This is a genomic window from Rhodococcus sp. IEGM 1406 (genome assembly GCF_030056745.1).
In the GTDB taxonomy this organism is placed as follows: Bacteria; Actinomycetota; Actinomycetes; order Mycobacteriales; family Mycobacteriaceae; genus Rhodococcus_F; species Rhodococcus_F erythropolis.
On the sequence record NZ_JASHKO010000003.1, the window covers coordinates 533,253 to 546,062 of the forward strand.

A 12,810-nucleotide genomic window follows, 5' to 3' on the forward strand; every position below is an offset into this window, starting at 1 on the left:
ACTGTTTCCAACTGGTTCTGAACTGTTTCAGGTGTTGCTATCACTGTGGAGCTGTATCAGAACGTCAGGCCACCGACTGCCATTGCGCCTGGTTCCAACACCACGTCCACCGGCGCTCGGCCGTCGACCGTGACGCGATACGTCCCCGGCAGGAGTCCGACAAACGAGAAGCGACCCTCGAACGGTTTCACCGTCCGCGCTGTCGCGTGCCCGCATTGATCGACGCCGTTGATCACCACCGCCTCCGAGATGCCCGACGTCACCAGACCTGAGATCCGACCATCTGCCGAGACAGCTGTCCCCTGGTCTCTCCGACCACCAACAGAAGTCCCTTGTGGATCACACACTCCCGGGGTGGTCGCCACCCGCACGGTGACATCGTCCGACCGCACGCGAGCCGCCCCTCGATCTGCGGTGACCAGTGCAGCAATCGGTAGACCGTCGGCGTCTTCCCGCTTTCCCACAGTCATCGTCGCTGTCCGGGTGAAGTACCGGTCCGCTTCCAGATTGCCTATCAGGCAATGTAACCCGAACTCGTCGACACCCGAGCCGTCTCCGCAGTAGTCAGGCACGGACGGTAGAACGAAACCTCGAGGCACCGGAAGCTGCACGACCACGTCCGAGAGCGGGTTGCCCCGGACGCCGATGTCTACGACATACGTCACCGGATCACCTTCTCGGACAATACCGTTGGACGGTCCGGAATCGAGCCCTGGGCCGTCACCGGGATCGAAGGGCGGCGCACCGTCAATCGCCGTCAACTCGACGGTGAAGGGAGAAGCGGACTCTCCCTCGGCTGCCAATCGAACATCCGACTGCATCGGTAGCGCACCGAGCACAGCTGCGCCGACAAGTAACACTCCTGTCACCACGACTACGCCTCGCACTCTTCGGGCGCACGCTCTCGGTCGGAGTCGGATCGTAACCGCCTTCGACCACACCTCTGACAGACGAGTTCTCACGACGCTCCTTCGATGGCCGACCCTCGGGGCCCGGTCGGGCACTCTCGACCAGATTTGGCGAATCCCGAGCTACGTTCAATAGAAGTCGCTCGAGGGACTCGAAAGCCAATGGTGACGGCATGATTATGTGGGTGAACTTCTCTCACCCGGGGTGAAGTCGCGGGTGAATTACCCGGGATGACACGCTCTGGATTCGCACCAGCTACGCTCCTCCCTGTAGATAGATGGATCGAGACAATCCGCCCAAATCCGCCAATTAGCGTGGGGCGTGAAAGCAGAAAGGGTCCGCGTTGATGTTCGGGAGGGACGGCCACGACTGGGCAGCTATTCCCGAAAGGCGCACTCTCACCGAGTCGATTCCTCGGCAAGCATTGTTCGCGAAACTGGATCGACGCGCCGCTCTGACCGTCGTCCGTGCACCGAACGGCCACGGGAAATCGTCGTTGATCGCATCGTGGCTGCGCGCCCATCTGGCATCCGAACGAATACTCGTCTGGGTCTCGGCCCCACAGCCCTCGTCGACACTCGAAGATTTCTGGGCCGTTGTCCTCGATCGAATCCACGCTGCCGGAATCGCACTGCCCGACGTCGACGATCTCGCCGATCCTTTCACCGCTGCCGCCAAATCCCTGAACGCCCTCAGCCGCCCGGTGCTGCTCGTGCTGATCAGGCCGGATCTGATATCGGAACCAGAGTTGGACGATCAGTTGATCGATCTCCTCACCCTCTGCCACAACCTGGACCTCGTGGTCACGCTCTCGGGATTCGGCATGTTCGCCGAGCCATACCTTCTCGACACGGATCACGAGGTCATCGGCGCCGATGAGCTGTTGTTCACGACATCCGATACCGCCCAATTGCTGGAACAGGCGGGGGTGCGCACGGCTGAGGGTGATGCAGAACAAATCACATCCCTGACGGGTGGGCTGCCCGCGTTGGTTCGCGCCGCAGTCGCCGCCGTCAGGGACTCACGTAACAGCAACCGTGAGCGAGAGATCAAAACGAACACCGCGCAAGCGATAGACGATTACGTGACTGATTCCGTTCTCGCCACCGCTGAGCGCCTAAAGCAACATGAGTTCCTACTCGCGACCGCCTTTGGTCGATCGATCACCGTCGGCGTCGCCACAATGCTGTTCGAGTCCCAGCGCCCTGACACTGCCGAAACCGTTCATGAGATCCGCTCGCGACTGGTGACGCTGGAGACAGCCGGCTTGTTGTCGCGCGTCGAGGCCGAAGCCGACGAAACATGGGCATTGCCTCCCGCCATTCGAAGATCGATACTCGCGCACCACACCCGCGCGGGAATCGATCCGTCGCAACGTCTTTCATTCCTCGCTCACAATCGACTCGACAACGGTCATCACGCGTCGGCGCTGGACTACGCGGTCGAGGCACAGAACTGGACCCTGGCAGTAGACATCGTCGAACAACATTGGGTGACGATGATCGTGCATAACCTGGACTCGGTTCGCTCCGCCCTCCAACGGATTCCGGCGGAAGCTGCCGACAAGCACTCTGCCGTTGAGGCCGGGCGTGCCTTGTTCACGATGCATCCGAGCAAGCGATCCACGGTAATCGACTTGCTACCCGAATCGCCGGCCGAACTGTGGGAACTCGGCGCCCAACCCAGCGCGAAGGACGCTTTGAGCATCGCCTGCGTTCAATCGATCATGCTCAGGATGGCCGGTGAATACGGGCTCTCGGCAGAGACCACCAGGCGGCTGTCTCACCTCAGCCGCAGTGCGCTGGAAAACAATCCGGAAGCGGTCAGCGCACAACTCCCCCTGATGCGACTTCAATGGGCGATCAATTTTCAATTGAGCGGCAGGTTCACCGAATCCACGATCAAGGCTCGAATGGCATACCACGGCGCCCTGTCTCACAGAGTCGACTTCATCGCTCGCAACTCTGCGGGTAGCGCCGCCCTGAATTGGGCTTTGGCAGGTGAGCCGCGGCAGGCCAGACACTGGTTCGAACTCGAACAGAAGCATCCTGACCCCGGGGGCTGGCTCGAACCTGTAGTCAAGATCGCCGGCTTGACGGCACGGGCTCTCGCCGCTCTCGACACACTCGACTTCGGTGACGCACGTATCGCACTGACCGAACTCGGCGTTCCGTCCGACACCGAGGAGCTATGGGCGTTCGTCGTCTATGCGCACAGCCAATTCGCCCTGACTCAGAGCAGTGCATCTTCCGCTCTGTCCTTGCTCCACAACGCGATTGGAGTGCATTCCAAGCAGTACACGGCCACGTCTTTCGCGCTTCCTCTGCTGCAATCCGCAGAAATCGATCTCCTGCTCGCACTCGGCGAGGGAAACAAGGCGACGGCTCTGGCCAAGGAAATTGCCGATCCTGCAGCCAACCCGTGGACGCTCGCGTCGGTGGCGCGTTTACGTCAGCGAATCGGCCAGAACGAGGCCGCTGTGGCGCTGTGCCATCAGTTCGACTGGTCTGGCGAATCCTATCCGCGGGCACAGATGGAATCGCTTCTGGTGCAAGCGGTTGCACACTCCGAGCTGGGTGAGCCACGCCTCGCCTCTCAGGAGTGGTCCAGAGCGTGCAGTATCGCGGACCAAACCGGACTTCTGCGTCCGTTCGCGACCATTGGATCGGCGGACGTCGAGAAACTCGAATCGATGGCAGTAACAAAATCGCGTGCACTCGCCGAGTTCTCGAAAAGTGCTCCTGCGGAATCATTTCCGGGATCCGTACGTATCGTGGAGCTGACCGAACGCGAACAGAAGGTCCTCTCCCTCCTGGCGCTCGGCATGGGATCGGCCGCGATGGCCGACAAACTCTACGTGTCCGTCAACACCGTCAAGACTCAACTGCGCACTCTCTACAAGAAGCTCGACGTACACAATCGAAACGAAGCGATCACGAAGGCACGTCAGCTGCGCCTGCTGTAGTCCCGTGTCGGATCTGATTCGGACTACATTCTGTAGGCATGAGCACCGATACCTGTGTCTTCTGCAAGATCGTCGCGCTGACCGAGCCGGCGATTCTCGTCCACGAGAGCGAGACGACTCTTGCATTTCTCGACGCCCGACCGGTGAGTCGCGGACACACCCTGGTGGTCCCCAAGCGTCATGCAGAAAACCTCGATGCTCTCGAAAGCCACGAGGGCGCAGAGATGTTCCGCGTCGGCACGCTCATCGCCGGAGCTCTACGCCGCTGCGACATCGCCGCTGACGGAGTCAACTTTCTCGTCAACGACGGGCGTGCCGCGGGCCAAACCGTGTTCCACTCGCACCTCCACGTCGTCCCCCGCCATCGCGGCGACAAGGCGAAGTTCGCTGCCGGACTCCTGGCCAGGCGAGCCGTCGAACTGGAGCAGGTGGGCGCGTCGATCCGCAGTCAGCTCACCGTCTGAAGGAATTCCGTCACCACTTCGCGATAGCGCTGCGGTTGATCGTCGTGAACCAGGTGGCCTGCATCGGCAATACGTACGTACCGAGTTCCCGGCCTCTCGGCCATCTCTCGCATCTGTCCCTCGGGGGTGATGGTGAACTCTCCCTCGATCAGCAAGGTCGGCACGTCGATCGCCTTCCACTGATCCCAGAAATGCCTCGTGCCCCACTCCTCCGAGATGTCGCGGAAGGTCGACACCTCGCCGTGCAGGTACCACCCGTCGTCGCGGCGGTCGAAAGAGTCGAGAAAGTACTGGCCGGCGACGGGCCCGAAGAATTCCTTCATCGCGTCCTCGGAAGCAAACGGCTGCGGCCACGCCGAGATCATCTGAGCCCAATCCGCGGCGGTGCGTCCGCGAAAATCCGGAGCCATGTCTTCGAGGACCAGTGCACAAACCTTTTCGGGATGCGATGCAGCGAAGCACCACGCGTGCAGAGCCCCCATCGAATGGCCGATCACGATCATCGGCTCCTCGATGGACGCAACGGCAGATGCCAGGTCGTCGACGAATGCCTCGGTGGTCAGCTCTGACGGCGCGGGCCGGCCGTGACCGGCGGCGTCGAACGTGTAGACGTGGCCGAACTCGCGGATCCACGGCACCTGGCGTCGCCACGTCCTCGAGCTGCCCATGAGGCCGTGCAACAACAGAATCGGTTGTCCTGTTCCACCTTCGTCATGCAACACGAGTGTCACGGTACGCGGTGAAGGTGCGCGGGTAATGTCGCTTGCATGGCAGTCGTGAAGATCAATGCAATCGAGGTCCCAGAGGGCGCCGGCCCCGAACTGGAGAAGCGCTTCGCAGCACGCGCTCATGCAGTCGAGAACTCCCCGGGCTTTCTCGGATTCCAACTCCTCCGCCCCACCGCAGGTGAGAGCCGTTACTTCGTGGTGACGCAGTGGGAGTCCGAGCAGGCGTTCGCCGATTGGCGTGACGGCCCTGCCCGCGAAGCCCATTCCGGCGAGCGTGCGAAGCCCGTCGCTTCGGGTGCGTCGTTGCTCGAGTTCGAAGTTGTCCTGGACGTCGCCGCAAAGAGCTGATCTAGAACGATTGTGCCCGCCTTGGCGGGCACAATCGACGGTCATCTCGGCTTACGCGTTGACACGGTGCGGGCAGTAGTGCAAAAGTTCGCATGTAAACGCGATGGTCCGACAGGAATCCGGTGAAAGCCCGGAGCGGTCGCGCCACTGTAATTCGAGGTGAAGTGCCTTTTTCGGCACGACTATTTCGACAGCCAGACACTTCGGCCATCGCATGGACCTAGGGGACGCGAAAATCCCAGGAGGCTTCGATGGCTCTCGCCTATTCTCCCGATACGTCGATCGATTCGACTCGTCTTGCTTTCCTCGCCGCTGCAGTAGTTCTGTTCGCGATGCTGGCTCTCTACCTGGTCGGATTCGACCAGGGCGCTATCTCTCGCACCGGCATGTACATGCATGAATTGATGCACGACGGTCGACACTTGATGGGCCTGCCGTGCCACTAGTCGACAATTTCACGAAGCTTCTCATTCGTGGTTTGTTGGCTGGTTTGATCGCAGGCATCCTTGCCGGCGGAGTTGCATTCGTGCTGGGTGAACCGCACGTCAATGCCGCCATTGCGATCGAAGAAGCCAACAGCGCCGCCGGTGAGGTTGCCGGCGAAGCCGCTGGGCATTCGCACGGTGACGAAGAAGAACCACTGGTGAGCCGCGACGGGCAGCGCGCCGGGCTGTTCCTGGCCACAGCGCTGGCCGGACTGGCACTCGGGGCGATCTTCTCGGTCGTTGCCAATTACGCTCGACGACTCACCGGAATGTCCGGGCCGTTGTTGGCGATCACCATCGCCGTCGGTGGTTGGCTGGCCATCGAGGCCGTGCCCTTCTTCAAGTACCCGGCCAATCCGCCGGCCGTCGGAGATCCCGACACCATCAACCAGCGCACACTTCTGTGGCTGGCCGCCGTGATTCTCGGGCTACTGTCCGTCACCGCGGCAGCAGCGGCGGCAAAGGCAGTTTCCGGGCACGAGTTCCTCAGCGTGCGCATCGCTGCTCCGGTGGCTGCGTTCCTGGTGATCGCCACGATCGGTTACGTCTCGCTTCCCGGCATCAACGAGGTGGGCGAGGACTTCCCGGCAACTCTGCTGTGGGAGTTCCGACTTTCCTCGCTCGCTACGCAGGCGACGCTCTGGCTCGTACTCGGGTTGGCATTCGCCTTCCTCACCGAGCGCGCGACCAAGAACACCGAAGTAGCAAAAAAGTACGCCCTTCGCTGAAACTGCTGTGCGCCTTTATTAACCGCGGGCGGTTAATAAAGGCGCACAGCAGTTCTATTTCAGCTCAGATGATGCACTTCCTGCAGTCCGTACACCGGCGTCGGGATGCCCTCGTAACGCGCCTTCAACTGCAACGCCAAGTACAGCGAGTAGTGGCGCGACTGGTGCAGATTGCCTCCGTGGAACCACAGCGCTTCCTGCTGCGTCGGCTTCCACATGTTGCGCTGCTCGCCTTCCCACGGTCCCGGATCCTTGGTGGTATTCGAGCCCAGGCCCCACACCTTGCCGACCTTGTCGGCGGTGTCCTGACCGATCAGATCCGCCACCCAGCCGTTCATCGAGCCGTAGCCGGTCGCGTAGACCACCACGTCGGCAGGCAATTCCGTACCGTCTTCGAGGATCACGCTGTTCTCGGTCAGCTCACGAATGTTGCCGTGCGCGAGCTTGATGTCTCCATTGGCAACCAGTTCGGCCGCGCCGACGTCGATGTAGTACCCCGAGCCGCGGCGTAGGTACTTCATGAACAGACCTGAACCGTCGTCGCCCCAGTCGTGCTCGAAGCCCGCCTTCTCGAGGCGATCGTAGAAATCCTTGTCGCGCTCACGGATTGCGTCGTACACCGGGATCTGGAACTCGTGCATGATTCGGTACGGCAGCGAACCGAACGTGAGGTCTGCCTTGTGTGTCGTCATGCCCGCGGCCAGTGCACGCTCCGAGTACAGATCACCCAAGCCCAAATCCATCAGCGAATCCGACTTCACGATGTGCGTCGAGCTGCGCTGCACCATCGTGACGTCGATGCCGTTCTCCCACAGTGCACCGCAGATGTCGTGCGAGGAGTTATTGGCCCCGATCACGACGACCTTCTTGCCCACGTACTGATCCGGGCCGGGGTGCTTGCTCGAGTGGTGCTGATCGCCGAGGAACTTGTCCTGCCCGGGGAACGTCGGAACGTTGGCCTTGCCGGACATACCCGTCGCCATCACCAACTGCTTGGGACGCAACGTCAGCTTCTCGCCGTTGCGGTTGACCTCGACGGTCCATTCCTGGGTCTTCTCGTCGAACGACGCGGAGGTGCAGGTCGTGGAACTCCAGTACGGAACCTCCATGACCTTGGTGTACATCTCGAGCCAGTCGCCGATCTTGTCCTTGGGCGCGAACACCGGCCAGTTGTCGGGGAACGGCATGTATGGCAGGTGGTCGTACCAAACCGGGTCGTGCAGGCACAGGGACTTGTAGCGTCCGCGCCACTGATCACCCGGCCGCTCGTGGCTGTCGATCACGATGGCCGGAACTCCGAGTTGGCGCATCCGGGCACCGAGGGCGATGCCTCCCTGTCCGCCGCCGACGATCACGACGTAAGGCTGTGTGGTGTAACCGAGTTCGCGATCCTCGATCTCCTTCTGCTCGGCCCACGTGATGCGGTTCGGGTCTGCTCCGTGCTTGGCTCCACGAGGCCGGCGAGTGCCCTTACCTTCTTCGTGTCCCTTCAATTCCTGCAACGACGTCAGCAGGGTCCAACCTTCATCTCCTTTCAAACGAAGGTGCCCGTGCGCGCGACCGGTTGCAGTCTCGAATTCGATCCAGGCCGACGTGACGCCGTCGGCTTCGTCGGGTGTCTCGGTGGTCCGGAATCCCGAAGGATCGGTGTCGTCGAGACGCTCGGAGAGCATGTCGGCAATCTGCTCGCGACCTTCGACGGTCTTGATGTTCCAGGTGAACGACACCAAGTCGCGCCAGAAGCTGTCGAGTGCAAATTTGCCTGCCACACGCTCGATGTCACGAGCCGCGAGGGCCGACTCGAAATCCGCCAGCCAGGCGTCGACGCGTTCCTGAGGTGTCACCGCCGTCAACTTCACCTCGGGGGTGACTGCGGAATCGATGGTTTGCGTCATCACTTCTCCTTGTTTGTGAATGTGACACACAGCACATCCCATAAGTGGCCCCGGTCACAAGCGTTGCAGTCTGTTGCAATCAGCGGGCGCGGTGCCGCCGCCCGATACCGGTTACCCGCACCGATGTGCGGGCAACCGACTCACCCCTCAGTAGGCTTGAATTTGCCGAGTCCCAGCGACTGAAATCCCACGACGTAGAACAGCGTCCACAACACGGCCCAGTCCACGAAACCCAGTGCATTGCCGTGTAATCCGTCGACAACTGCCGGCTCGTGAAGAATGTGCTCTGCCGCAAAGCGGTAATAGAACAAGAATGTGACCACCGCGAGCGCAAACGTGAGCAGCGCGCGGATCGCCAGGTTGACCCCGTCCGCAAAGCCCGTGGGCTTGTTACCGAAGGCGTTGGCCCAGAAGATCATCCAGAAGGCCCAGCACACACCGAGCTGCGCCGGGAACTGATGGACCACACCACCCAACTCGGCAACGGCATCGCTTCCCACCAACACCTTCACGACCGGAAGTGCCACGAAGTACAAGCCGGTTCCGACGGCGAAGTTACCGATCGTGGCTGCGAGCGCCGTCTTACCGCCGCCGCCGAACAGTCGCCACGGCCAGTTGTCGAGCGTCTGGCCAGTCAGGATCACGACCACCACGACGCAGTAGAACCACCCGAGTACGGTGTCGACGGTCATCAACGGATCCGTGGCGGACAGCGACACGGACGGCAGACCGAACACGAAGTACAGCGCCAGCGTCGGAACGGCGACAAACGCGATCTCACACAAACCCACCAACGGCTGCTTCATCCCTAGGGAAGTCCACGGCCAATGCTGCCAGTTCAGGACCACCATCACCCAGGTCCCGAAGCCGAAGAGCACGAACAGCGCACCCGCGAAATATCCGAGGCCGCCCTCACGATCGGCCGCGAAATCCGGGTACAAACTCCCCAAGCCGTTTGCCAGGAGCCACGTCACCACGACGGCGAAGGCCGCGGTCGCGACCATGATCGCCAAGCCTTTCGCCGGCTGTGGGAGTCGATCGAAGCCGGCGAACTCGCAATTGAAGCCGATGAACACAACAAAAAGGATTGCCCAGAAAAGCGCCGCGTTGAACGGCAGAGGATAGAAACTCCAGGGACTGGTGGTCGGATCGGCCAGAAGGTACCAACTCGCCACGGCCAGCACGAGAACGATCACGAGGTTCGCGATCCCGAACCCGATCCAGCGGCGTGACGGTTGTCGGCTCGGCGTGGCCGGTTCCGTGGGTGTGTCGACTGTAGCGGTCATGTGCCCTCTCCCAGATTGTCTCGCAAGATGATTCGCGAAGTGGTGGCGCAACTATGGAACCGTCGCGCGGGGTACCGGGAGGGTTGCCGAGGGTTGCAACTGCTGTCCGATTTTCCGGAATTGCAACACGGTGCAACCCTTCCGCATTGTGGTCGCCGTCACATACAAATCACTCACCGGTTCACAACCGACTGGTTCACTGCTTACGAGGAGATCTGCATGAGCATCACGGGCAAGGTAGTACTGGTCACCGGCGCCGGCCAAGGAATCGGACGCGGAATCGCTCTCCGCCTCGCCCACGACGGCGCCGACATCGCGTTGGTCGACCTCGACCAGACCAAGCTGGATGCGGTTGCCGACGAGATCAGACAGATCGGTCGTCGTGCGACGACGTTTATCGCCGATGTCAGCGATCGCGCGCAGGTTCACGCCGCAGTCGAACACGCGCACAGTGAGTTGAGCGGATTCGACGTCATCGTCAACAACGCGGGAATCGCTCTCGTCGGCCCGATCTCCGATGCGACGCCGGAAGAGGTCTCCAAGATCTGGAGCGTCAACGTCGACGGTGTCCTGTGGGGAATTCAAGCTGCAGCGGCAAAGTTCCAGGCGCTCGGTCAGCGCGGAAAGATCATCAACGCGTCGTCCATTGCCGGTCACGACGGGTTCGCCATGTTAGGTCTTTACAGCGCAACAAAATTCGCGGTCAGGGCCCTCACTCAGGCTGCGGCCAAGGAATACGCGTCCGACGGAATCACCGTCAACGCGTACTGCCCCGGCGTCGTGGGCACCGACATGTGGGTGACGATCGACAAGAGGTTCGCCGAGTTGACCGGTGCGCCAGAGGGCGCCACCTACGAGAAGTTCGTCGGCGGAATTGCGCTGGGTCGAGCTGAAACCCCCGACGACGTAGCCGGTTTCGTCTCTTACCTCGCTGGGCCCGATTCCGACTACATGACCGGGCAGGCCGGTCTCATCGACGGCGGTCTCGTCTACCGCTGACCGAGGTGTCTTCACTGAAAGCGGCGTCTTCGCCGAAAGCGGTGTCTTCACTGAAAAAGCGGTTGCCAGAGCCTGCGATGCCGCCCGGCGAGGATCCTCGCGACTACGCGAGGACCCTCGCCGCGGTGTACGACGCGACGATGGCCGGAGACCGCGCACCGGCCCGCCCGAGGGACGTGGTCCGCCAATCGTGGCAGCGCCTGCGCGAACTCGGTATCGATCCCGAGCACAGCCGGGTCGAACCGTCGATGGACGTCGCCGAACTCGATCTCCGTCGTCGTGAGTCCGGACTGTACGACGTGCTCGACGACGTGACGCGTGGACTCGAATCGGTTACCGCGAGCGGTGAGAACATCATGGTCGTCGCAGATCTTCGCGGAACTGTACTGTGGCGCAGCGGGTCCCATCGAGTACTGGACCAAGCTGCGCGTCTGGGATTTGTCGAGGGTGCGAACTGGGCCGAGGACAGCGTCGGCACCAACGCCATCGGAACGGCATTGGTGTCACGACAAGCGGTTCAGATCTTCTCGGCGGAACACTATGCGCGCAGCCATCATCCGTGGACCTGCGCGGGGGCACCCATCCGCGATCCGCGGGACGACCGTGTCATCGGCGTCGTTGACATCAGTGGTCCCGCCAAGACCGTCCACCCCACCACACTCGCTCTGGTCGACGCCGTCGCACGCCTCGCGCAATCACACCTGCGCGACAAGCATCGGGACAATCTCGATCAATTACGTTCTGTTGCAGGGCCGATGCTTGCACGTAGCGGATCACCGGCATTGGTGATCGATACTCATGGCTGGGTAGCGGCGGTCGATGCGCTACCTCATCGCTCGCGCGTGCTGCTCCCCGCGGCTTTGGCTCCCGGCAGGACGTGGTTCCCCGCTTTGGGTCTGTGCGAACTGGATCCACTTCCCGGCGGGTGGGTGGTCCGGCCGATCGCCACCGGCGAGAAAATCAGTGCACCCACGGTGCATATCGATCTGCGCGATTCCGAGAACATGTCGGTGACCGTCACGTCGGGGTTGGGCGAATGGGCCTACTCCCCGACCCAGCGGCATGCGGAGATTCTGTTTCTCCTCGGATCCGAGAGGCGTGGACTGACCGCATCGCGGTTGGCGCAGGATCTTTTCGGTGACCCGGCCCGCACGGTGACCGCGCGGGCCGAGATGTCGCGTCTGCGCAAGAACCTCGCCGGAGTTGTTGCAGCGCAGCCGTACCGGTTCGTCGATGCAGCGCACGTCACGCTTTCCTGCCCCGACGACGGCGCACATCTGTTGCCGTTCTCGAACGCCCCGGCTGTGCGTGCCGCTCGCCTTACTCAGGCCGGTTCGGAGGCCTGAGTGAGCAACTGCAGAAACACCTCTTCGGGTTGAGCGCCGGATACTGCGACCGCACGGTTGGCGACGAAGAACGGAACGCCGCTGACCTGCAGTTGGCGGGCCATGGACAGATCCTCGCGCACGGCCTCGGCGGCGGCATCGGAGCCTAGTTGCTCGCGCACCACATCGGCATCGAGACCGACGCTCGCGGCCAGCTCGACCAACACCTCACGGTCGTCGATCACCTTGCCGTCGCTGAAGTGAGCCTTGAACAGCGCTTCGAGGAGTTCGTTCTGCCGCTCACCCGCGAGATGCAGCAACCTGTGCGCATCGAAGGTATTGGCGGCGATCACGGTGTCGAAGTCCAAGGTCAACCCGACCTCGGCTGCCGTCGCACTGACATGGGCGAACATCTGACGTACCTGATCAGGCGCCATCCCCTTCATCTCGACCAACGCGTCGAGTTCGGTACGGCCCGCGCCCACCGGGGTCTCCGGAGCGAGCTGGTACGAGCGCCAGATGACGTTGACGCGGTCCTTGTTCTCGAAACGATCCAGAGCCGAGAGGAACCTGGTCTTTCCGATGTAGCACCACGGGCAAGCGACGTCCGACCACACTTCGATGGTCACGTCTTGGTCAATCACGATTTGATCAGTCACCGAAGGTGCAACAACGAAC

Annotated in this window: 12 protein-coding genes and 1 riboswitch; of the genes, 7 read left to right on the forward strand and 5 right to left on the reverse strand. The window is 61.9% G+C overall.

The genetic code is table 11. The annotated features are described in order from the left end of the window. Positions 1–56: 56 nt before the first annotated feature. On the reverse strand, positions 57–869 hold the full coding sequence (locus tag QM596_RS18145; protein WP_283309599.1) for a hypothetical protein: 813 nt from the start codon (positions 867–869) through the stop codon (positions 57–59). A 386-nt stretch (positions 870–1,255) separates the two neighbouring features. Between QM596_RS18145 and QM596_RS18150 the strand changes: the two genes are divergently transcribed. Next, on the forward strand, positions 1,256–3,874 hold the full coding sequence (locus tag QM596_RS18150) for a helix-turn-helix transcriptional regulator (protein WP_283309600.1): 2,619 nt from the start codon (positions 1,256–1,258) through the stop codon (positions 3,872–3,874). Between the two features lie 38 nt (positions 3,875–3,912). Continuing rightward, positions 3,913–4,338 (forward strand): HIT family protein, encoded by a 426-nt coding sequence (locus tag QM596_RS18155; protein ID WP_019746817.1) that lies wholly within the window; start codon positions 3,913–3,915, stop codon positions 4,336–4,338. Here QM596_RS18155 and QM596_RS18160 read toward each other — a convergent pair. Beyond that, positions 4,323–5,060, reverse strand: a complete 738-nt coding sequence (locus tag QM596_RS18160) for an alpha/beta fold hydrolase (RefSeq protein WP_029254422.1) — start codon at positions 5,058–5,060, stop codon at positions 4,323–4,325. The genes QM596_RS18155 and QM596_RS18160 overlap by 16 nt on opposite strands. 45 nt (positions 5,061–5,105) lie before the next feature. On the opposite strand from QM596_RS18160, the gene mhuD reads away from it, so the two are divergent. From mhuD to QM596_RS18175, 3 genes are all read left to right on the forward strand, one after another. Then, positions 5,106–5,414: a mycobilin-forming heme oxygenase MhuD gene (gene mhuD / locus QM596_RS18165; protein WP_007726927.1), complete on the forward strand. Its 309-nt coding sequence runs from the start codon at positions 5,106–5,108 to the stop codon at positions 5,412–5,414. Between the two features lie 87 nt (positions 5,415–5,501). After that, positions 5,502–5,640: riboswitch (cobalamin riboswitch) on the forward strand. Positions 5,641–5,665: 25 nt separating this feature from the next. Continuing rightward, positions 5,666–5,860 (forward strand): CbtB domain-containing protein, encoded by a 195-nt coding sequence (locus QM596_RS18170; RefSeq protein WP_003945915.1) that lies wholly within the window; start codon positions 5,666–5,668, stop codon positions 5,858–5,860. Next, positions 5,851–6,627 carry a CbtA family protein gene (locus tag QM596_RS18175; RefSeq protein ID WP_283309601.1) on the forward strand — a complete coding sequence of 259 codons (777 nt, stop codon included), beginning with the start codon at positions 5,851–5,853 and terminating at the stop codon, positions 6,625–6,627. The genes QM596_RS18170 and QM596_RS18175 overlap by 10 nt, the downstream gene beginning before the upstream one ends. 59 nt (positions 6,628–6,686) lie before the next feature. On the opposite strand, the gene QM596_RS18180 is transcribed toward QM596_RS18175, so the two are convergent. Both QM596_RS18180 and QM596_RS18185 read right to left on the reverse strand, forming a co-directional pair. Continuing rightward, complete coding sequence (locus QM596_RS18180; protein ID WP_020968370.1) at positions 6,687–8,522, reverse strand: flavin-containing monooxygenase; 1,836 nt, start codon at positions 8,520–8,522, stop codon at positions 6,687–6,689. Positions 8,523–8,662: 140 nt separating this feature from the next. Continuing rightward, positions 8,663–9,808 carry a hypothetical protein gene (locus tag QM596_RS18185; RefSeq protein WP_113682075.1) on the reverse strand — a complete coding sequence of 382 codons (1,146 nt, stop codon included), beginning with the start codon at positions 9,806–9,808 and terminating at the stop codon, positions 8,663–8,665. A gap of 219 nt (positions 9,809–10,027) precedes the next feature. On the opposite strand from QM596_RS18185, the gene QM596_RS18190 reads away from it, so the two are divergent. Together QM596_RS18190 and QM596_RS18195 are read left to right on the forward strand one after the other, a co-directional pair. Continuing rightward, on the forward strand, positions 10,028–10,807 hold the full coding sequence (locus QM596_RS18190) for an acetoin reductase (protein ID WP_283309602.1): 780 nt from the start codon (positions 10,028–10,030) through the stop codon (positions 10,805–10,807). Positions 10,808–10,884: 77 nt separating this feature from the next. Further along, positions 10,885–12,153, forward strand: coding sequence for a GAF domain-containing protein (locus QM596_RS18195; protein ID WP_283309655.1), 1,269 nt, complete (start codon positions 10,885–10,887; stop codon positions 12,151–12,153). Here QM596_RS18195 and QM596_RS18200 read toward each other — a convergent pair. Then, a complete protein-coding gene (locus QM596_RS18200) occupies positions 12,132–12,776 on the reverse strand; it encodes a DsbA family oxidoreductase (protein WP_283309603.1) in 645 nt (214 codons plus the stop codon). The genes QM596_RS18195 and QM596_RS18200 overlap by 22 nt on opposite strands. Positions 12,777–12,810: the final 34 nt, after the last annotated feature.

Excerpts from the sequence above, each read along its gene's own strand:
- QM596_RS18150 (WP_283309600.1), top strand. The coding sequence starts at position 1,256 with ATGTTCGGGAGGGACGGCCACGACTGGGCAGCTATTCCCGAAAGGCGC.
- QM596_RS18155 (WP_019746817.1), top strand. The coding sequence starts at position 3,913 with ATGAGCACCGATACCTGTGTCTTCTGCAAGATCGTCGCGCTGACCGAG.
- mhuD (WP_007726927.1), top strand. The coding sequence starts at position 5,106 with ATGGCAGTCGTGAAGATCAATGCAATCGAGGTCCCAGAGGGCGCCGGC.
- QM596_RS18170 (WP_003945915.1), top strand. The coding sequence starts at position 5,666 with ATGGCTCTCGCCTATTCTCCCGATACGTCGATCGATTCGACTCGTCTT.
- QM596_RS18180 (WP_020968370.1), bottom strand. The coding sequence starts at position 8,522 with ATGACGCAAACCATCGATTCCGCAGTCACCCCCGAGGTGAAGTTGACG.
- QM596_RS18185 (WP_113682075.1), bottom strand. The coding sequence starts at position 9,808 with ATGACCGCTACAGTCGACACACCCACGGAACCGGCCACGCCGAGCCGA.
- QM596_RS18190 (WP_283309602.1), top strand. The coding sequence starts at position 10,028 with ATGAGCATCACGGGCAAGGTAGTACTGGTCACCGGCGCCGGCCAAGGA.
- QM596_RS18195 (WP_283309655.1), top strand. The coding sequence starts at position 10,885 with ATGCCGCCCGGCGAGGATCCTCGCGACTACGCGAGGACCCTCGCCGCG.